The 18,195-nt window shown below is 55.2% G+C and carries 18 protein-coding genes; 12 read left to right on the plus strand and 6 right to left on the minus strand.

The genetic code is table 11. The annotated features are described in order from the left end of the window. Window positions 1-103: 103 nt before the first annotated feature. The 5 genes from Q9R35_RS02145 (at window position 104) to Q9R35_RS02165 (ending at window position 3,290) form a co-directional block, all read left to right on the plus strand. Window positions 104-721, plus strand: coding sequence for a LysE/ArgO family amino acid transporter (locus Q9R35_RS02145; protein ID WP_252605169.1), 618 nt, complete (start codon window positions 104-106; stop codon window positions 719-721). 202 nt (window positions 722-923) lie between these two features. Further along, window positions 924-1,415: a RidA family protein gene (locus Q9R35_RS02150; protein WP_042481791.1), complete on the plus strand. Its 492-nt coding sequence runs from the start codon at window positions 924-926 to the stop codon at window positions 1,413-1,415. Window positions 1,416-1,448: 33 nt separating this feature from the next. Beyond that, entirely contained in the window at window positions 1,449-1,952 is a 504-nt protein-coding gene (locus Q9R35_RS02155; protein ID WP_311219282.1) for a GNAT family N-acetyltransferase, read from the plus strand. Between the two features lie 285 nt (window positions 1,953-2,237). Continuing rightward, a complete protein-coding gene (locus Q9R35_RS02160; protein WP_311219283.1) occupies window positions 2,238-2,693 on the plus strand; it encodes a MaoC family dehydratase in 456 nt (151 codons plus the stop codon). Further along, a complete protein-coding gene (locus tag Q9R35_RS02165; protein ID WP_311219284.1) occupies window positions 2,694-3,290 on the plus strand; it encodes a TetR/AcrR family transcriptional regulator in 597 nt (198 codons plus the stop codon). Window positions 3,291-3,321: 31 nt separating this feature from the next. Here the strand turns inward: Q9R35_RS02165 and Q9R35_RS02170 are convergent, their stop codons facing one another. After that, on the minus strand, window positions 3,322-3,723 hold the full coding sequence (locus tag Q9R35_RS02170) for a RidA family protein (protein WP_197314053.1): 402 nt from the start codon (window positions 3,721-3,723) through the stop codon (window positions 3,322-3,324). Between the two features lie 142 nt (window positions 3,724-3,865). On the opposite strand from Q9R35_RS02170, the gene Q9R35_RS02175 reads away from it, so the two are divergent. Continuing rightward, window positions 3,866-4,768 (plus strand): LysR family transcriptional regulator, encoded by a 903-nt coding sequence (locus Q9R35_RS02175; RefSeq protein ID WP_311219285.1) that lies wholly within the window; start codon window positions 3,866-3,868, stop codon window positions 4,766-4,768. A gap of 57 nt (window positions 4,769-4,825) precedes the next feature. Here the strand turns inward: Q9R35_RS02175 and Q9R35_RS02180 are convergent, their stop codons facing one another. Then, entirely contained in the window at window positions 4,826-6,109 is a 1,284-nt protein-coding gene (locus tag Q9R35_RS02180) for a pyridoxal phosphate-dependent aminotransferase (protein ID WP_270116253.1), read from the minus strand. A gap of 335 nt (window positions 6,110-6,444) precedes the next feature. On the opposite strand from Q9R35_RS02180, the gene Q9R35_RS02185 reads away from it, so the two are divergent. Together Q9R35_RS02185 and Q9R35_RS02190 are read left to right on the plus strand one after the other, a co-directional pair. Continuing rightward, on the plus strand, window positions 6,445-6,933 hold the full coding sequence (locus tag Q9R35_RS02185) for a MarR family transcriptional regulator (protein ID WP_311219286.1): 489 nt from the start codon (window positions 6,445-6,447) through the stop codon (window positions 6,931-6,933). After that, window positions 6,930-7,706, plus strand: coding sequence for a HEAT repeat domain-containing protein (locus tag Q9R35_RS02190; protein ID WP_311219287.1), 777 nt, complete (start codon window positions 6,930-6,932; stop codon window positions 7,704-7,706). The genes Q9R35_RS02185 and Q9R35_RS02190 overlap by 4 nt, the downstream gene beginning before the upstream one ends. A gap of 22 nt (window positions 7,707-7,728) precedes the next feature. On the opposite strand, the gene Q9R35_RS02195 is transcribed toward Q9R35_RS02190, so the two are convergent. Then, a complete protein-coding gene (locus Q9R35_RS02195; RefSeq protein WP_311219288.1) occupies window positions 7,729-8,853 on the minus strand; it encodes a metallophosphoesterase in 1,125 nt (374 codons plus the stop codon). A 529-nt stretch (window positions 8,854-9,382) separates the two neighbouring features. Between Q9R35_RS02195 and Q9R35_RS02200 the strand changes: the two genes are divergently transcribed. Next, window positions 9,383-11,458 (plus strand): catalase, encoded by a 2,076-nt coding sequence (locus tag Q9R35_RS02200; protein WP_311219289.1) that lies wholly within the window; start codon window positions 9,383-9,385, stop codon window positions 11,456-11,458. Window positions 11,459-11,502: 44 nt separating this feature from the next. On the opposite strand, the gene Q9R35_RS02205 is transcribed toward Q9R35_RS02200, so the two are convergent. Next, window positions 11,503-12,309 (minus strand): hypothetical protein, encoded by an 807-nt coding sequence (locus tag Q9R35_RS02205; RefSeq protein ID WP_311219290.1) that lies wholly within the window; start codon window positions 12,307-12,309, stop codon window positions 11,503-11,505. 109 nt (window positions 12,310-12,418) lie between these two features. Between Q9R35_RS02205 and Q9R35_RS02210 the strand changes: the two genes are divergently transcribed. Next, window positions 12,419-12,748: a hypothetical protein gene (locus Q9R35_RS02210; protein WP_063690717.1), complete on the plus strand. Its 330-nt coding sequence runs from the start codon at window positions 12,419-12,421 to the stop codon at window positions 12,746-12,748. A 73-nt stretch (window positions 12,749-12,821) separates the two neighbouring features. Here Q9R35_RS02210 and Q9R35_RS02215 read toward each other — a convergent pair whose 3' ends face one another. Continuing rightward, window positions 12,822-14,837: a ligand-gated channel protein gene (locus Q9R35_RS02215; RefSeq protein ID WP_311219291.1), complete on the minus strand. Its 2,016-nt coding sequence runs from the start codon at window positions 14,835-14,837 to the stop codon at window positions 12,822-12,824. Between the two features lie 235 nt (window positions 14,838-15,072). On the opposite strand from Q9R35_RS02215, the gene Q9R35_RS02220 reads away from it, so the two are divergent. Both Q9R35_RS02220 and fdxA read left to right on the plus strand, forming a co-directional pair. Beyond that, window positions 15,073-16,146 (plus strand): linear amide C-N hydrolase, encoded by a 1,074-nt coding sequence (locus Q9R35_RS02220; protein WP_042481758.1) that lies wholly within the window; start codon window positions 15,073-15,075, stop codon window positions 16,144-16,146. Between the two features lie 138 nt (window positions 16,147-16,284). Further along, the gene (gene fdxA, locus Q9R35_RS02225; RefSeq protein ID WP_042481756.1) at window positions 16,285-16,617 is read left to right on the plus strand and encodes a ferredoxin FdxA; all 333 of its coding nucleotides are present in this window, start codon (window positions 16,285-16,287) and stop codon (window positions 16,615-16,617) included. Here the strand turns inward: fdxA and Q9R35_RS02230 are convergent. After that, window positions 16,614-18,155 carry an MFS transporter gene (locus tag Q9R35_RS02230; RefSeq protein WP_042481753.1) on the minus strand — a complete coding sequence of 514 codons (1,542 nt, stop codon included), beginning with the start codon at window positions 18,153-18,155 and terminating at the stop codon, window positions 16,614-16,616. The genes fdxA and Q9R35_RS02230 overlap by 4 nt on opposite strands. Window positions 18,156-18,195: the final 40 nt, after the last annotated feature.

Genomic DNA, 18,195 nt, shown 5'->3' on the forward strand with positions numbered 1-18,195 from the left:
CTATCTGATTAGTTATTCTTAATTAAGTAAAGAATAATTAGCTTTTCTTAAATAATAAATGGCAGCACCATAACGCAGTTTTTCAATTCTGTGGATGGCTGGCATGTTCTTCTCTGTTGTAGCGACTGGCTTTCTGACAGGTGCGGGCCTGATCATGGCTATTGGCACCCAAAATGCCTTCGTGTTGCGGCAGGGTCTGGAGCGTAGTCATGTGGGTTTGGTGGTGGCGATCTGCGCGCTGGCCGATATTGTCCTGATCCTGGGGGGCGTGGCTGGCATTGGTACCTTGGTAAAGGAATGGCCTGGTTTGCTGCAAGTTTTGCGCTTTGGCGGCGCGGCTTTTCTGGCCTGGTATGGGCTGCTGGCGGCACAGCGAGCCTGGACTGGCAAGGGAAGCCTGATGGCCGGGAAAGGTAGCGAGCGTAATCGTCGCCGCATCTTGCTGACTTGTTTGGCGTTCACCCTTTTGAACCCCCACGTCTATCTGGATACGATGGTGCTGTTGGGCAGCCTGTCTACGCCTTATCCCGGCAACTTGCAGTGGGCATTCGCCTTGGGAGCCTGTGCAGCCAGTGGCAGCTGGTTTCTGGCCTTGGGCTATGGAGCGCGATTGCTGCAACCCGTGTTTCGCCAGCCGCTGGCCTGGCGTGTACTGGACGGTAGCATCGCTGTTTTCATGTTGGCCTTGTGTGCTTTATTGCTGCTGCGGCCTTTGCATTAAGCCTTGGACTCCGTAGCGGTTTTCTGTGGATGCGATTGCTACCTGGATAACCGCCCGCTGCACAGACTACAAAAGTCAGCTTTTTTGAATCAAAAGATAACTGTTTGAACTTCAGAGTGGCTTTATGAAATTAAATAGGCTTTAGGGAAGAGCTCGTACCTAATGAAGTCTTGGTTTTTGAACCTTCAATCAGGAGAAAACTATGAATGTCGTGAAGATGCTTGCCTCTGCTGCCTTGATCAGTAGCCTGGCTGCGCCGGCGTTGGCGCAAGATGTGAAGCGCCATCCTATTCCCAATTCGGATTTCCCGATTCTGACGGCAGTGGAAGTGCCTGCAGGTAAAACCACGGTCTACTTGAGCGGCACCGTCCCGGCTGTGCGCGACAAGTCGGCAGATGCAGCCAGCACGGCAGCCTATGGCAATATGCAGCAGCAAACCGAGTCCATCATGGAGCAGATCAAGGCTCAGCTGGAAGGCATGGGCATGTCGGTTGGGGACATTATCAAGATGCAGGCCTTCCTGGTTGCCCCCGATGGCGGCAAGCTGGATTTTGACGGCTTCATGGCTGGCTACTCCAAGTACTTTGGAACCAAGGAACAGCCCAATCTGCCAGTGCGATCCGCCATGGCGGTGCAGGCTCTGGTGAACCCAGGCTGGCTGGTCGAGCTGGAGGTGACGGCTGTGCGGCCTTGATCGCCACCAGACTCTCTTTGAAAAGGATGTGTTGTGATCTCTATTCGTCCGGTTCAGGCGCAGGAATGGCGAACCTATCAGGTATTGCGTCTCAGCGCCTTGCGTGATTCTCCCGATGCCTTTGGGGGTACCTATGCCGTGGAGTCCGCACATCCTGAGCATTTCTGGCAGGAGCGAATTCAAGCTGCTTGTGCGTCCGAGACGGACCATGTCTTGTTGGCTGAAAAAGAGGGTATGGCTTGTGGTCTGGTCTGGTGCAAGCTGTCGGCTTCGGAACCCGCTATGGCCGATATTTACCAGATGTGGGTAGCTCCATCCGCACGAGGTTTGCGAGCAGGTTTTGGCCTGCTGGATGCGGCGGTGAAATGGGCAAAAAGCAGGCAAGCAGCGTGTGTTCGTCTAGGTGTGACCTTGACGAATGAGGCGGCCGTCCGGCTGTATGAACATTACGGCTTTGTGCCCAGCGGAGAGCCCGAACCTTTGCGTGAGGGTTCCCCTTTGAGGTCACAAACTCTGGTGCTGAAGTTAGCGGATTAAAGCCAGACAGATAAAGGCAGCCCCTTGTTGAAACTGACAACAAGGGGCTGTTTTTAATGCCTTGCCGATCTCTGGAGGATGTGTGGCATCTAAAGTGCATTTTTTCAAACTCCATGCCAGTTTGCTCTTCAGTGCTAAGAAGCCGAATTATCACCATTTTTAAAATAGAATATGTTCGTAATCTATTGTTGATTTCCAGAGAAAGCTGTGCAAGGATAGCTGCTATCCGTAATCTATTTATGCGGGCAGCCACACGCACTCACACACTTTCTGGAGAGTATTCGGATGAGCCTTACAGTACCTGTCTATCTTGAAGATCTGGCCCTGGGAATGGAGTTTCGTAGCGCCGAGCATGCTCTGGATGAAGCGCAAATTGTCAGCTTTGCCCGCCAGTTTGATCCGCAGCCTTTCCATCTGGATGCAGAGGAGGCCAAGGACACGTTCTTTCAGGGGCTGGCTGCCAGTGGTTGGCATACCGCGGCCATCACCATGAAGCTGTTGGTGGACAGCCTGGTGTTTAGCCAGGGGATTATTGGTGCAGGCGGGCAGATAGATTGGCCACGGCCTACGCGCCCTGGCGATGTCTTGCATGTGCTCAGCAAGATCATCGATATTCAGCCCTCTCGCTCCAAGGCAGACATGGGCATGGTGACGGTGGAGTCTCACACCATGAATCAAAACAATGAAGTGTGTCAGCGTTTGATTGCCAAGCTGATTGCTTTTCGTCGTCCGGAGGTTTGAATGGGACGTGTCTCGCGCGAGCAGGCCGAACGCAACCGCGAACGGGTGCTGGAAACAGCGTGTCGATTGTTTCGCAAACATGGGGTGGAAGGGGTCTCGATCGGGGACATCATGACAGAGGCAGGCCTGACGGCCGGCGCCTTCTACAAGCAGTTTGCTTCCAAAGAGGCCTTGATTGACGAGGCTTCCCGCTTTGCTTTCACCCAGTCCTCGGAATCCTGGGAGCGTATTAACCAGCGCTATGAAGAAGATGCCGTGCAAGGTTTTCAGGCCTTGATGCGGCGTTATTTCAAGCACAGCCCTCAAACCCAAAGCTGCCCGATTCTGGCCTTTTCTTCATTGGCCAGCAGCCTGCCTGCGGATGCGCAGACCACGGCGATTTACAGTGAAGGAGTAGAGCGCTTGTTTGAGCAGTTCCGTAGTGTCGCCGTGCAAGCCTGTGCCGAGCAGTCCGACGAGCAAATCATGCTTTTGTTTGCCGCCATGCTGGGGACAGGGATGATCAGCAGGGCCGTGGGCGATACTGCGTTTACGCAAGGTATGCAAGCTGCCGTGTTGGCGGCATTACCGGGCAGTGAGTCCGATCAGCACGATTAGCCTGTCGATAAAGACGATAAGAGCTTGCGTATCAGGCTTGTTCAGGAAGTTGTGCCACCACCTTGATTTCAAACTGAAAACCTGACAGCCAAGGCACCCCCACGCCTGTCAGTGCTGGGTAGGGCGCGTCCCCCCAGTAGTCCGGCAGAACCTTCCACAATGTTTCCAGATTGGCTTCCGGGTTCACCAAAAACAGCGTCACATCCAGCACATGAGCAAAGCTGCAACCTGCTGCGGCCAGCACGGTATTGAGGTTCTCAAAGGCTAGGCGTATTTGCTGTTCCAGATCCGGCTCGGGTGAGCCGTCTTCGCGGCTGCCGACTTGGCCAGAAACAAACAAAAAGCCATTGGAACGAATCGCCGGCGAGTAATGTCCGCGCTCATACAAGGCTTGGCGTTCGGTGGGAAATACGGCTTGGCGTGGGGTAGTCATCATGCTTTCCAGTGCCTGCTGGGCAGGCCAAGTTCATTGAGCTATGCACTGTAGGTCTTGTGCGTGGATAGATAAACGCTGGATGGCAAACAACACTATTTCTATAATCCAAATAATCATTGCTACCAACTGGAGATAATACGTGGACCGTTTCGAAGCGATGCGTACTTTTGCCAAGGTAGTGGAAACGGGCAGCTTTACCAAGGCGGCCCAAATTTTGCATATCAGCCGAACCAGGGCCACACATTTAGTGCAGCAATTGGAGGCACGCTTGCAGGTGAGCTTGCTGAATCGCACGACGCGCAAGGTGAGCGTCACTAGTGCCGGAGCACTCTACTTTGAGCGTGTAGTGCAATTGCTGGCCGATCTGGAGGACAGTGAGCGGGACCTGGCCCAAGCCTTGGCTTCGCCCAGTGGCCGTTTGCGGGTAGATGTGCCCAGCCCTTTAGCCAGCCGCGTGCTGGTGCCCGCCTTGCCTTCGTTCTACGCACGCTACCCGGATATTCAGCTGGATATGGGGGTGGGCGACAAGACAGTAGATTTGCTGGATGAAAGCATGGACTGTGTGGTTCGGGGTGGTCAGATTCAAGATCAGTCCTTGATCGCCAAGCGGGTCGGGGAGCTGCATCTGTCCATCTATGCTGCACCCTCGTATCTGGAGCAGTTTGGTCCCCTTGTACATCCCAAAGAGCTGGAAGGGCTTGCCCATCGAATGGTGGGATACCTGTGGGAACATCAGAACAAACCGTTTCCTTATGCCTTGCGTCGCCATAAAGAGCGGGTTTCTTTGCCAGGCCGTTATGGTTTGGCCGTGAATGATGGCAACGCCTATCTGGCAGCGGGCGAAGCGGGTTTGGGGCTGGTTTGCTTGCCGGAGTATTTGGCCAAGGAAGCGATGCACGCAGGGCGTTTGATCGCGTTATTCCCTGATTGGGTGATGGACCCTATGCCCTTGTATGTGGCTTTTCACCGTAGCAAACATACGAATGTTCGGCTGCGTGTTTTTATTGATTGGGTGGCGGAGCAATTGTCTCAAGTATCTTGAGTGCCATAAAAAAGCCAAGGAGAGTGAATCCTTGGCTTTTTTATTGAGACCGGTTTTTTATTCTGCTTCGGCGCTGTCTACGGCAGGAGTGCTTGCTTGAGCAAACTCAGGCCGTTCCGTACCGTGCTTGATGCGATAGTCTTTCAGGAACTTGGCCATACGGCTAATGGCTTCGCGCAGGTCTGGCTCGTGTGGGAGGAACACCATGCGGAAGTGATCCGGATGAGGCCAGTTAAAGCCCGTGCCTTGCACCAGCATCACGCGGGTGGCTTCCAGCAGTTGCAGGAAGAACTGGCGGTCATCCTTGATGGGATAAACCTCGGGGTCCAGGCGCGGGAACATGTACAGGGCGGCGTGGGGCATGACGCAGCTGACCCCAGGAATGGCGGTGATCAGTTCGTAAGCCAGATCGCGCTGACGACGCAGGCGCCCACCCTCGCAAACCAGATCGTTGATGCTTTGATAGCCACCCAAGGCGGTCTGAATGGCCCATTGGCCGGGCACGTTCGCGCACAGCTTCATATTGGCCAACATGCTCAGCCCTTCGATGTAGTCGGCACCTGCTTTCTTGTCACCGGAAATCACCAGCCAGCCAGCACGGTAACCACATGCGCGGTAACTCTTGGACAGGGAGTTGAAGGTCAAGGTCAGCACGTCGGTAGACAGGCTGCCCAGAGCTGTGTGCTTCATATCGTCAAACAAGACCTTGTCGTAGACTTCGTCGGCCAACAAGACCAGATTGAATTCGCGGGCAATATCGACCAAGGCTTGCAACACCGAGTCCGGATAGAGCACGCCGGTAGGGTTGTTCGGGTTGATGACCACCAGGCCCTTGGTGCGTGGGGTGATCTTGGAACGGATATCGTCCAGGTCAGGAATCCAGCCGTTGGACTCGTCGCACAAGTAATGGATGGGCGTACCGCCGGACAGGCTGGTAACCGCTGTCCAGAGCGGGTAGTCGGGCATGGGCAGGAGCAGTTCGTCGCCATCATCCAGCAGAGCATTGGTGGCCATGGCAATCAGTTCAGAGGCGCCATTGCCCAGGTAAATATCTTCCAGCGTCACACCCTTGATGCCTTGCTCCTGGGTGTAGTGCATGACGGCTTTACGCGCGGCAAAAATACCTTTGCTGTCCGAGTAGCCCGAGGAGTTAGGCAGGTTGCGGATCATGTCGAGCTGGATTTCTTCCGGGGCATCAAAACCGAATACCGCCAAGTTGCCAATGTTCAGCTTGATCAGTTGCTGACCTTCGTCTTCCATTTGCTTGGCCCGGTCCATGATGGGGCCGCGAATATCGTACAAAACATTCGCCAATTTGCTCGATTTCTTGATGCTATTCATGATGCTGGTAATCGGATTCCATGTGTGCTGCTGATGATAGTTGGCAGGGCTGATACCTGACCAGCCTTATACCTTACCGCATGCGTGAGCCTCTCTCGTAAGCATCAAGCTTAAAATGTGGCATTGTCGAATTTTGGCGACACTCTTTTAGCGAAAAATCGGCTGTCTTTGTGGATAGGCTCCTTACCATCGGGGCATATTCCGCTTTATGGATACGATTGGCATGATGTGGAATCAGCCCGTCTTTATTTCGGACCAGCAGGCTTCTTTTATTTTTCTTGTTTTTGAGCAGATCCGATATTAAGATTCGATATCAAATTATTTGATATCGAATTATGAAACTGGAAGCGAAATACCAGGCCTTGCTCTCGCACGCAGAGCAGCAGAAGGGCGTCAATGTTCAGGGTATGTCCCTGTGTTTTCAGCTCCTGTCCTTGTCCGCTCGTATTGATCGAGACTGCGCTGCCTTGCTGGCGCCCCATGGCTTGAGCGAAGCCCGTTTTGTGCTTTTGTTTCTGCTGGAAGAGGCGCCCGACGGTATGCCCTCCCACATTCTGGCTGAGCGGGCAGGCGTTACGCGGGCAACCGTTACAACCCTGGTGGATGGGCTGCTCAAGGCGGGCCTGGTGCAACGCTTTGCGGCCGAGGCGGATCGACGTTCTGTCATGGTGAAACTGAGCCCTCAGGGGGCGGAACTGGCCAGGACGCTGGTAGCAACTCACGCACAGTGGATAGGCAATTTGTTCAAGCACTTGTCCGAGGCAGAGTGCACACAGCTTGGTGTCTTGTTGAGCAAAGCGGCTGGTGGGGAGCAAGCACCATGAGTACTGAAACCCGCAAGGGGTATGCCAAGATCGCGGACATACCTGCCGATGTTTCATTGGCCCTGTCCAAGGGAGAAATCCAGGCCGCTACGCTGACCGAGTCCTTGGCCATTGATCAGCGCGTGCTGGTGGCGACCGTGTTTCCGGAGCTGGATAAGCAGGGCGCGCAGAAAATCGACGCCCTGGCTGAACTGGGTATCCTCAAGCGCATGAAAGCCATAGGGGAATATTTATTGGAAACCTATGGTGAGGGAGCTTGGGCACGTTGTCTGGAACATCCTTCTGATTTGGTGCGCGGCTGGGCCTGCTTTATGGTGGGAGCCCGCGCATCTTTAAGCGTCCCTAAGCGTCTGGAAACATTGCGTCCCTTGGCGGATGATCCGCATTTCGGTGTGCGCGAATGGGCCTGGATGGCGGTACGCCCTCAACTGGTGGCAGAGCTGGATGTATCGATTCAGACCCTGCAGCAATGGGCGCGTTCAGACTCGGAATATTTGCGACGATTTGCGTGCGAAGCGCTGCGCCCCCGGGGCGTGTGGTGCGCACATATCGCCATTCTGAAAAAGGAACCGGAACGCATGTTGCCGATTCTGGAGGTCTTGTACCAGGATGGCAGCGTTTATGTGCAGGATTCGGTCGCCAATTACTTGAATGATGCGGCCAAGGATCAGCCACAGTGGGTGTGCGATCTATGTGCTCAATGGCAGTCGCAATCTCCCGATAATGCCGCTGTGCAGCGCCTGTGTCGACGGGCGCTGCGCAGCGTGTCGTGAAGCTCCGGTTCTGGTTTCCGGCTCAGGAAGCGCGCAAGGTAATCAAGGTGATTTCCGAGGCGCGTCCCAGACGCAGCGGGAAGCCTGTCCACAGCCCGGCGCCGTAGCTGACATACAGCTGCATATCACCGACTTGATACAGGCCACCTACATAGCCATCATTGGCCATCTGCACAATTTTGTGCATACCCACAATATGGCCACCATGCGTATGTCCTGACAGTTGCAACGCCGCCCCGGCTGCTGCACTGTCCTTGGCGGTATCGGGGCGGTGAGCCAGCATGATGATGGGCATGCCGGTCGGGATACCCGCGACCGCTGCGGTCACATCGGGCATGGGCTGGCCATGCACCGCTGCCGACTTGTCCGTGATGCCAGCCAAGGCGAAAGCCGCATCGCCTTGTTCAATAATGCTGTGCTCATTAAGGAGCAAACGTAGCCCCAGGCTGTTGAAGTGCTCTATCCAGGGCTGATACTGAGTGTAGTACTCGTGGTTGCCGGCAATTACCCATACTCCTTTGGGAGCGGACAGGGCCTGCAGGGGAGCGACATCGTCACGGCGAGCCGTCACGGTGCCATCGACCAGATCGCCCGTAATCGCAATCAGGTCCGGTTGCAAAGCCTGTGTTTTATCGACAATGGCTTGTATCCACGGCCCTTGCAGCAGTCGACTGGCATGCAGATCGGTCAGTTGCATCAGCTTGAAGCCATCCAGGCTGGGGGACAGGCCTTTGACTTTGACCTCGATGGATTTTACGTCCGGGACTTGCACCGCTTGCCACACACCCAAGGCGGACAGGCTGACAGCCGCGATGCCCAGCACGCCGCGCAAGGCAGGGGAGCGTAGCAGCGTCAGTCCGACAGGTTTGTACAGGACACGCATCAGCAAGCCTGCCAGATCAGTGATCAGGGTAAAGAAGGCGGCCAGCAAGACCGCCCCAAAAGCCCAACCCAAGACCATGATGACGTGAGCGGGAATTTCCGGTGAAGCGCGGGTGCCCCAGAACAAAGCGACGGTGTAATGGTGCAAGGTAGCAGCAAGGGCCAGGGCGCTTAACAACCACTTGATCCAGGGTTGGATCGATAAAGGTTTGATCAGTCGCCAGGCGACATACAGGGCGAAAACGAGGGCAGTGACTTGAAACACAAAATCATTCCAAAAAGAAACGGAGGCATGCGCTTGAGCAGCCGCTAAAGCGTGCTCAGTATAGAGCGAGGACGCGGGCATGATGCCAGTGCTAGTCGGACAGTTACCGGCCTGTCACGAAAAAATGTGGACATGCTTGTTTACGTTTCGAGAGATTGGTTCGCACATCAAGTCATTAAAACTCCTAGGCTTTTTCCAAGGGCACCCTAGCAGGACGGGGTGCCTGTCCCTTGTTTCAAGCTGCAATATTCGCAGGATGAACATGGTGCATCCCGAAGGAGTTGGCGAGCTTGAGGCATGGCACGTCCGGGTTTGATGTGCCAGCGACGTCGTTTATTTGGAGCGCGCGGTGATGGCAGGCTCATGCTCATCGTTCAGACAAACCCTGCTGCTGAGGTCTTGATGCCCAGTGCTGGGACACTCTGTCAGCCTGGTTTGTTTTTTTCGCCTGAACACCACATCGTTGCGTATCACTGCTGAAGTCAAACCTGCGGAGCGGGGTTTGTTATATGACTCGACTGGAGGACATATGGTGACGAAAAAATCCGCAGCCAGGACCAATCAGGATGCCGTGGGTCAAGGCGGGGAGTTGCATCAGTTTGGCCATACTGGCTTGACGACCAACCATGGCACGCCCATATCGGACAATCAGAACTCCTTGCGATTTGGGGCGCGTGGCCCGACTCTGCTGGAAGATTTTGTCCTGCGCGAGAAAATATTTCATTTCGACCATGAGCGTATCCCGGAGCGAATCGTTCATGCTCGCGGCACGGGGGCGCATGGTTATTTTGAATGTACGCAAGCCATTCCGGAATTGACCCAGGCCTGTGTATTTCAAAAGGAAGGCCATCGGGTGCCGGTGTTCTGCCGCTTTTCAACGGTAGCCGGTTCCAAAGGCTCCAAAGACACGCCGCGTGACGTGCGTGGCTTTGCCGTCAAGTTCTATACTGAGCAAGGGAACTGGGATCTGGTGGGCAATAATATGCCCGTTTTTTTTATCCAGGACGCCATCAAGTTTCCCGACCTGGTGCATGCCGTCAAGCCGGAGGCGGACCGGGGCTTTCCTCAGGCAGCGTCAGCTCATGACACCTTCTGGGACTTTGTCTCCCTGATGCCCGAGTCCTTGCATACCGTTATGTGGTTGATGTCGGACCGAGCCTTGCCGCGCTCGTTTCGCATGATGCAGGGCTTTGGCGTGCATACCTTCCGCTTTGTAAACGCCAAGGGCAAGTCGCACTTTGTGAAGTTTCACTGGAAGCCCAAACAGGGTCTGCAGTCGACCTTGTGGGATGAGGCAGTCAAGATTTCCGGCGCCGATTCGGATTACCTGCGCCGCGATTTGTACGAGGCCATTCAAAGCGGAGCCTTCCCGGAGTGGGAGCTTGGCGTGCAGGTTTTCGATCAGGAATGGGCCGACAAGCAGGACTACGACGTGCTGGATGCGACCAAGCTTATTCCCGAAGAAAGTGTGCCGGTCAAAATTGTAGGTCGCATGGTGCTGGATCGTTATCCCGACAACTTTTTTGCAGAGACCGAGCAAGTCGCCTTCTTGCCGTCCAACATTATTCCGGGCATCGACTTTACGGACGATCCTTTGTTGCAAGGCCGTTTGTTCTCCTACCTCGATACACAGAAATCTCGTCTGGGAACGGTCAATTTTCATCAGATTCCCATTAATGCGCCCCGTTGTCCGTTCAGTAACATGCAGCGCGACGGCATGATGCAAACTCACGTTCCCAAAGGACGTGCGACCTATGAGCCTAACAGCCTGGATGAGGCGGGCGAGTCGGCTGGGCCCCGTGCTCAGGCCCATGGGTTTCGCAGCTTCCCCAGCACGGTAGACGATGGGGTGAAACTGCGGGTAAGGGCGGAGTCTTTTGCTGACCATTACAGTCAGGCCCGTTTGTTTTATCGTTCGCAGACGGAAGTCGAGCAGGAGCACCTGATTGCCGGTTTGGTCTTTGAGCTATCCAAGGTTCAACTTAACCATGTTCGTGTGCGAGTGCTCTCGCATATGCGTGTGATTGATGAGGATCTGGCCAAACGAGCGGCCCAGGGCTTGGGCCTGGATTTGCCGTCGCCTGCCAAACCGGCTCGCAAACCCGTGGATATGACGCCCTCCAAAGCCTTGTCCATATTGGCTCAAAAAACACCTGTTGCAGGTCGGATGCTGGGTATTCTGGTGACGGATGGGGCGGATAAGGGCTTGCTGGAGATGTTGCTGACCGGCGCTCAAGAGGCCGGTGTGGCCGTCAAGCTGATTGCTCCGCAGGTCGGAGGGGTGACCTTGTCGGACGGTACCCAGTTGGCTGCCGATGAAAAGATCGCAGGTGCCCCTTCGGTCCTGTTTGATGCGGTCGCCTTGCTGCTGACACAGGAGCAGGCTTCAAAGCTGTGTAATAACAAGGCCGCGGTTGATTTCGTGGCAGATGCTTATGGGCACTTGAAGGCCATTGGTCACAACGGTGCCGCTCAGCCTTTGCTGGATCGGGCTGGTGTGTCCGTGGACAAGGGGGTGTTTGTTATCAAGACAGGGGACGACTTGCTTGGCAAGGTGGCCTCGCGTTTCTGGGAGCGTCGTCATCAGGTAGATGGTATGGCTTGATCTGAGGTGTAAAGGGGCGGTCCTGGCCGCCCCTTGACGTGCAATCAGTACCGCCAGCTCAGCCCCAGTACGGGACCGGACATGCGAGTATCGAAGACATGGCCCGAGCGACGATAGTTCACATCCAGCAGTTTGTATCCGGCCGCAAGGGAGAAATGCTCCGACAGGTCGTAGTTCAGCGTCAGCGTGGCCTGATAGCTCAGACGTGAGCCCACATCAAAGCCGCCCAGATGTACTTGCGCATGAGTGGACAGCTCGGGTGTGAAGCGGTAGAACGCACGCAGTCCGATCATGGGGTCCACCCAGTTGAAGCTCTCTTCGTGGTGTCTGGTCCGGCCCGCTGTGCTCAGATGGGCGCGGGTGCGAATATCCCAATACGAAAAACCGGCCAGTGCATCGATGCTGGCCTGTTCGGTGTCATAGACCCGATACCCGCCTTGCAAGGTCGCCATGAACAGGCGCGTGTCTACTATTCCCTGGGCGGCGCCTACCAAGGGCAAGCCTCCCACCACCTCGCTTTCACGCGTGTTGACGTAGAGCAGGTCGCTATTGACTACGTAGCGGTCGCGCCGCGCCCAGGTGTTCAGAAAGGCGGCGGCACGCAGATCGTGCAGTACATCGGAAAAGGACTTTTCGATATCCAGCGAGGGGGCGCGTTTAAACGGAGAAGACTTCCCGGACAAGCCGGTAATCCAGGTGTAGGGGGTGATTTGCAATGCGTAACGTGGAGAGCCCCCAGCCTTGGTTTCGGGCAACGGAGCCGGATTGGGATCCGTCGCTTGAGCGTGGGCCAAGGCCGCCAATGGCAATAATCCCAGCAGGAACCAGCGGGAGTGAGTGAGTTTACGCATTATTGTCATGGGCCCCCTTTTTAATTCTGTAAATGATGGCGTACTAGCGCCAGTCTTGTTTCTTTCGGTATGCTGGACTAGCCGATCACCAATCCGTGGAGAACGCGTCATGCATGTGTTTTACCTTAGCAAGCAAGATATTGATAAGTTGTTGCCCCTAGTGCAAGCGGCGTTACACGCTGGCCAGGGCGGGCAAGTCGGTTTCACTGACCAAGAGCTGACCTTGCGCGCTGCCCTGGAGGGCTTGCTAGACCCCAAGTTGTCCGAGCTTCTGGCTGGTGCCCGAGTGGATCCCGGCCGCAGTGCGGTTGGTTTGGCCGACGAAGACTACCGGGAAAACCTGCTGGCTCTGGAAACCCGAGACAGAGCGTATCTGATTGATCAGCTCATGGACAGCTATGTAAGATTGCCGGGTTTTTTTGACTGCCTGGAGTTTTGAACGGCTGGGTTGAGCTGACATGTAAAAACGGCCCGTGAAGGGCCGTTTCTTGATTTTGCATGAAGCGGTGTTTTTAGAAACCGACGGTGAGCTGAGCCCAGTAACGGCGGCCGTCATACACAGCATCAAAGGTTTCATCCGTGACGCGCTTGTCAAAGATGTTGTAGACCCCAAAGCCAACCGTGGTGGTCTTGTTGACTTTGTAGTTCAGGCCGGCATCCAGGAAAGTGAAGGATGGGGTGCCTTGAGCCATGCTGGTGCGGCTTAGGTAGTCCGAAGTCTTGCCACGGTAGTTGACGCGAGTCCACAAGCCCAGCTGTTCATTGGCATCCCAATCCAGGGTGGCATTAAACATATGCTTGGGCATCTTGTTCAAAGGCTGACCGGAGAAGTCCCCGCTCTTTTGCTTGGAGTAGGTATAGGTGTAGTTGGCGGCCAGGCGCAGGTCATCAGTAATTGACCAGGTTGTGGATGCTTCCACACCGCGCATGATGGCCTTGTCTACGTTGACGCGGTCACTGATGAATTTGTAGCCTTGATCACCTGGGAAAACGTGGCAGTTAGGCAGGCCATCCGGATCTGTACAGCGGCGAGTTTCAGAGATCTTGTCTTTGAAATTGGTATTGAAGAACGTCAGGCTGTTGACCATACCGTTCTGGTTGTCCCAAACAATGCCCAGTTCCTGGCTGAGGCTCTTTTCCGGCTTCAGATTCGGGTTGCCAACGATCACAGCAGGTACGCCACCGCCGCCACCTGTGATCTGCCCCCAGTCCGCCACGGCAGAACGCAGGGAAGGGGCCTTGAAGCCGGAGGAGACGCCGCCTTTCAACGTCAGCTGCTCGGTGGCATGCCAGACACCATAAAGACGGGGTGTCCAGTGATTGCCATAGTTCTCGTCGTGAGTCATGCGCACGCCGCCGGTCAGGGCAAAGTTGTCGGTCATGCTCCATTCGTCTTCCGCAAAGACAGACCATTGCTCGCGGCTCAGGCGGCTGACATCTGGTTTGTATTGATTGTTGGTGTCACGCAGTTGCTCATGTAGATATTGAAAGCCCGAGGTCAGCATATGGTTGCCCAAAGGCAGGCTCCATTGCGTATTGAACTCGGTGTTTTTCAGGAACATGCTACGGCCGGGGTTATCAATCTCTTCACGTTGTACGTAGGTGTTGGAGACTGCTTGTCCCCAGCGGCCGTTGTGGCCCAAAGAGAACACATTGCGCGAATACTTGCTGGTGGAGATTTCGTTGGGTGTGCATTTACCGTTCTTGCCGCAGGTTTCAGCTGCCATGCTCTTGCCAGGCGTAGACGTACGCTCTTGCAGAGTACGGGAGAACTCGGCGGTAAAGTCGTGGTTGGCCGAAGGGGTCAAGGTCAGCTTGACGGTACCCGAGGAGGTGTTCTGCTTATTGAAGCCGTTAAGAATTTCGTCTTCGTTGCGACGGGATTCCTGACCATAAATCTGCAGGCCCAACATGTCTTTCTTGATGGGGCCTGCCAGATAGAAATTGCCTTGATAAATATTGCCGGACTTGGAGTCCTCCTGGACGGTCCCTTCCGTACGTAAGGATCCGGTCCATTCCTGGTGGACTTTGCGGGTAATGATGTTGATCACACCGCCCATGGCTTCCGAGCCATACAAGGACGACATGGGGCCACGGATCACTTCAATGCGTTCGATTGCCTGCATGGGGGGTAACCACCCCTGCTCGATACCGGCACCATCGCTGTTGGGACGTGTCTCACGCGAGTTTTGTCGCTTGCCGTCAACCAGGATCAGGGTATAGGCCGACGCCATGCCTCGAATGCTGATATCACTACCACTTGCACCACCTGTGATTACCACGCCAGGTACATCCCGTAATGCGTCTGTGACGTCACGGTAGGCTCTCTTTTCCAGTTCGGCACGTGGTACGACGCTGATGGAGGCGGGGGCATCTTGAACCGCTTGCTCAAAGCCGGAAGCAGTCACCACGATATTGTCGAGCTGGTTGACGCTTTGTTGAGCCAAGGTACAGGAGAAAGGAGCGATGGAGCCAGCAAGAATGGCTACGGCACGGGTAGCCGGAGAGAGAGGGAACAGGGGAGACATAAAACTCAGAAGAAGGAACAATAATGAGAACAGTTATTATTATCTAAACGCTGTGTTTCTCAAATCAAGAGAGCTCTTTTTCATGTATCTGTAGGTCTTCTGCCACAACTTGTCACTTGGCTTGACGCGCTGTCCTAATCCTGTTTTTGTTACACCCGTGTCCAATGTATCGGCTGTGCACACAGTCGGTTTTTTGTTTCATTGATTGGGCGGCTAGCCGTCTCTGGAGAGAAAGATGTTGCTAAAAAAATGTCGTCGTACTTTGCTGGCTTGCGCAGTTGGGCTGGCTTTGGTGCCTGCGGCCTCTCAGGCGTGTACTCGAGCTGTTTTTTTGGGTGATAACGGTCAGGTGATTACCGGTCGTTCCATGGACTGGAAGCTGGACGTTGGAACCAACCTCTGGATTTTTCCTCGTGGCGCCAAGCGCAGCGGTGAAGCAGGTCCCTCGTCGATTGAATGGACATCCAAATATGGCAGCGTGATTGCTTCGGGTTACGACCTGGCCTCGACAGACGGTGCAAATGAAAAGGGACTGAACGTCAACTTGCTGTGGTTGGTGGAGTCGGAGTACCCCACCCCTCAAAAAGGTGACAAAACCTTGAGCATGTCCTTGTGGGGGCAATATGTTCTGGATAACTTCGCAACGGTGGCTGAAGCGGTGGCTGCCTTGGAAAAGAACCCCTTCGTGGTGATCAGCGACAAGGTTCCCAATGAAGAGCGTTTGGCGACCTTGCATTTGTCCATGTCGGACTCCTCGGGTGATAGCGCCATTATTGAGTACATCGATGGCAAGCAGCATATCCACCACAGCCGCAAGTATCAGGTGATGACGAACTCGCCGACTTTTGACCAGCAATTGGCTATTCGTGATTACTGGCAGTCGGTAGGAGGCATGAATATGTTGCCGGGCACCAGCCGTGCTGCCGACCGCTTTGCTCGCGCTTCTTTCTACATTGATGCTGTGCCACGCAATCTGAGCGATGACAAGGCCGTGGCCAGCGTGCTGAGCGTGATGCGTAATGCGTCCACCCCTTACGGCATGACCGTGCCCGATCAGCCCAATAACTCGTCGACACGCTGGCGCACGGTGTTCGACCACCAGCGCAGCCTGTACTACTTTGATTCGGTGCTGTCCCCCGGTGCGTTCTGGGTGGATATGAAAAAGGTCGACTTTTCGGCCGAGACGGGCAAGGTCATGAAGCTGGATCTGGGGCCTGAGCAAAGCACGGTCTATATGGGTGAAGCGCTGGAGCACTTCAAGCCAGCCAAACCCTTCCAGTTCTTGCCAGCGAAGGGGCCTGCTGTTTAAGGCCATGAGCGGTGCGGGCCGTGTCAGGACGGTTTGCATTCAGGCCGAATAGACGGGGCATGGCCGACAGCGAAAACATGACGTTCATGTTCAGCTGTTATGCTATGCCCAGTCTTTATTTGTTGAAGTAGCCGTGTCATGACCTATGTAGTGACGGAAGCCTGTATCCAGTGCAAGTACACCGATTGCGTGACGGTGTGTCCTATGGATTGCTTTTTTGAAGGCCCGAATTTCCTGGTCATTCATCCTGACGAATGTATTGACTGCTCTATCTGTGTGGCGGAGTGTCCGGTGGGGGCGATTGTCAGTGATCAGGATGTGACACCCGATCAGCAGATCTACGTGGAGCTGAATCGGACCTTGAGCGAGAACCCGGCCTGGAAGCGCATCACTCAACAAAAAGCGCCCTTGCCGGATCATGAGCACTGGGCTGCTCAGACCGACAAGTTGGCGCTGTTGCAAAAAGATTAGTGGGAATAACTGGTTTGGCTGGGCTTGTTACGCTGGAAGTACCAGACAGCCAAGGCTGCCAGCAGCAGCAAGACTGTACAACTGGCCAATACGGCGACATAGCCTTTGTCAAAAGAATCGCGGGCCAATTCACTCAAGGTCAGGGCCAGATCCTGCGGCATGGTCTCTGCCATCAACAAGGCTTGATCCAGACTGTCGTAGGCCTGGACTCGGCCACTCAAGTTCTGCGGCAGAATCAGGCTGGCGCTGTACACGAAGGACAGCAGGCTCCCCATAATGGTCACGCCCAGTGCTCCACCCAGCTCATAAGACATTTCCTCGACTGAGGCCACCATCCCGGCTCGTGAAGGCGGTACGCTTTGCATGATGGTGCTGGAGGCGGCGGTCATGGCTGCCCCTACACCCAGTCCAAGCATGACCAGGCTGATCACTTGCAGAAACTGTGCGCTGTTATGCCACAACAGATACGTGGCCATGCCCGCTCCAGCCAGGCTCAGCGCGCCCATCAAGAGGTACTTGCTGCCTATGACGACCAGCAAACGACCGGCCAGAGGACCCGCTACAAAAGCGGCCAGAGGCAAAGGCAAAATTGCCATACCGGCTTCCAGGGGCGAGAAACCCAGCACCAGTTGCAAGCGTTGGCTAAAGACCAGCTCCATGCCAATCAGGGCCGCTGAGGCCGTCAGTGCAGCCAGCACGGCCGTGCTCAGGGTGGAGTCCTTGAACAGGGAAAAGTCCAGTAAAGGAAATGGGCTGCGATTTTGTTGACGGACAAACCAGCTTAGAAAGGCAATGCCTGTCAGAAGGGCGATAGCGGTCAAGCTCCAGTTGATGTGCAGCTTGCCCATCTCCTTGATTGCCAAGGTGCTGGCCACCAGCCCCACCATGATCAGTAAAGAGCCTTTGATGTCCCAGGGGCGGGAGGTGTCCGGTGTAGAGCGGGGAACCAGCAGCCAGCCCAAGGGCAAGGCGATCAAGACAATAGGGACGTTGATCAGAAAGACCGACCCCCACCAGAAGTGCTCCAGCAAGAAGCCGCCCAGGACCGGACCGAAAGCGGCTCCGCCTGACGCAATCGACGACCAGACACCAAAAGCTACCGCACGCTCGCGTTCATCGTGAAAGGTGATGCGTATCAGCGACAAGGTGGCTGGCATCATCATGGCGGCGGCCACCCCGAGAAACGCACGTGCGGCAATCAAGGCCGTTGGGTTGGGGGAGTAGGCTGCCGCAATCGAGGCCAGCCCAAAGGTAGCCAGGCCAGACAGAAACAGGCGTTTGTGACCCAGGCGGTCGCCCAGGGTGCCCATGCCCAGGAGCAGTCCGGAGACGACCAGGGCATAGCTGTTGACGATCCAGAGCTTGTCCGAGGCCGAAGCCTGCAGGTCATGCGTCAAGCGGGGCAGGGCGGTGTAGAGCACCGTCATGTCCACCACAATCAGCAAAAGGGCTGCCGACACAATCGCCAGGATCAACCAGCGACGGCTTGGAGACAGGGGAGCAGTTTGGGCTTGATGGGTAATCGAGCTGTGCAACATAGGGAACCAGAAGGGTAGGAAAGCCATTATGATCTATCAA

Origin of the sequence: Alcaligenes sp. AB3 (genome assembly GCF_031844565.1) — a bacterium.
Taxonomy (GTDB): Bacteria; Pseudomonadota; Gammaproteobacteria; order Burkholderiales; family Burkholderiaceae_B; genus Alcaligenes; species Alcaligenes faecalis.

Coding starts and splice junctions, on each gene's coding strand:
- Q9R35_RS02145 (WP_252605169.1), top strand. CDS start 104: ATGTTCTTCTCTGTTGTAGCGACTGGCTTTCTGACAGGTGCGGGCCTG.
- Q9R35_RS02150 (WP_042481791.1), top strand. CDS start 924: ATGAATGTCGTGAAGATGCTTGCCTCTGCTGCCTTGATCAGTAGCCTG.
- Q9R35_RS02160 (WP_311219283.1), top strand. CDS start 2,238: ATGAGCCTTACAGTACCTGTCTATCTTGAAGATCTGGCCCTGGGAATG.
- Q9R35_RS02165 (WP_311219284.1), top strand. CDS start 2,694: ATGGGACGTGTCTCGCGCGAGCAGGCCGAACGCAACCGCGAACGGGTG.
- Q9R35_RS02170 (WP_197314053.1), bottom strand. CDS start 3,723: ATGACTACCCCACGCCAAGCCGTATTTCCCACCGAACGCCAAGCCTTG.
- Q9R35_RS02180 (WP_270116253.1), bottom strand. CDS start 6,109: ATGAATAGCATCAAGAAATCGAGCAAATTGGCGAATGTTTTGTACGAT.
- Q9R35_RS02185 (WP_311219286.1), top strand. CDS start 6,445: ATGAAACTGGAAGCGAAATACCAGGCCTTGCTCTCGCACGCAGAGCAG.
- Q9R35_RS02190 (WP_311219287.1), top strand. CDS start 6,930: ATGAGTACTGAAACCCGCAAGGGGTATGCCAAGATCGCGGACATACCT.
- Q9R35_RS02200 (WP_311219289.1), top strand. CDS start 9,383: ATGGTGACGAAAAAATCCGCAGCCAGGACCAATCAGGATGCCGTGGGT.
- Q9R35_RS02205 (WP_311219290.1), bottom strand. CDS start 12,309: ATGCGTAAACTCACTCACTCCCGCTGGTTCCTGCTGGGATTATTGCCA.
- Q9R35_RS02210 (WP_063690717.1), top strand. CDS start 12,419: ATGCATGTGTTTTACCTTAGCAAGCAAGATATTGATAAGTTGTTGCCC.
- Q9R35_RS02215 (WP_311219291.1), bottom strand. CDS start 14,837: ATGTCTCCCCTGTTCCCTCTCTCTCCGGCTACCCGTGCCGTAGCCATT.
- Q9R35_RS02220 (WP_042481758.1), top strand. CDS start 15,073: ATGTTGCTAAAAAAATGTCGTCGTACTTTGCTGGCTTGCGCAGTTGGG.
- fdxA (WP_042481756.1), top strand. CDS start 16,285: ATGACCTATGTAGTGACGGAAGCCTGTATCCAGTGCAAGTACACCGAT.
- Q9R35_RS02230 (WP_042481753.1), bottom strand. CDS start 18,155: ATGTTGCACAGCTCGATTACCCATCAAGCCCAAACTGCTCCCCTGTCT.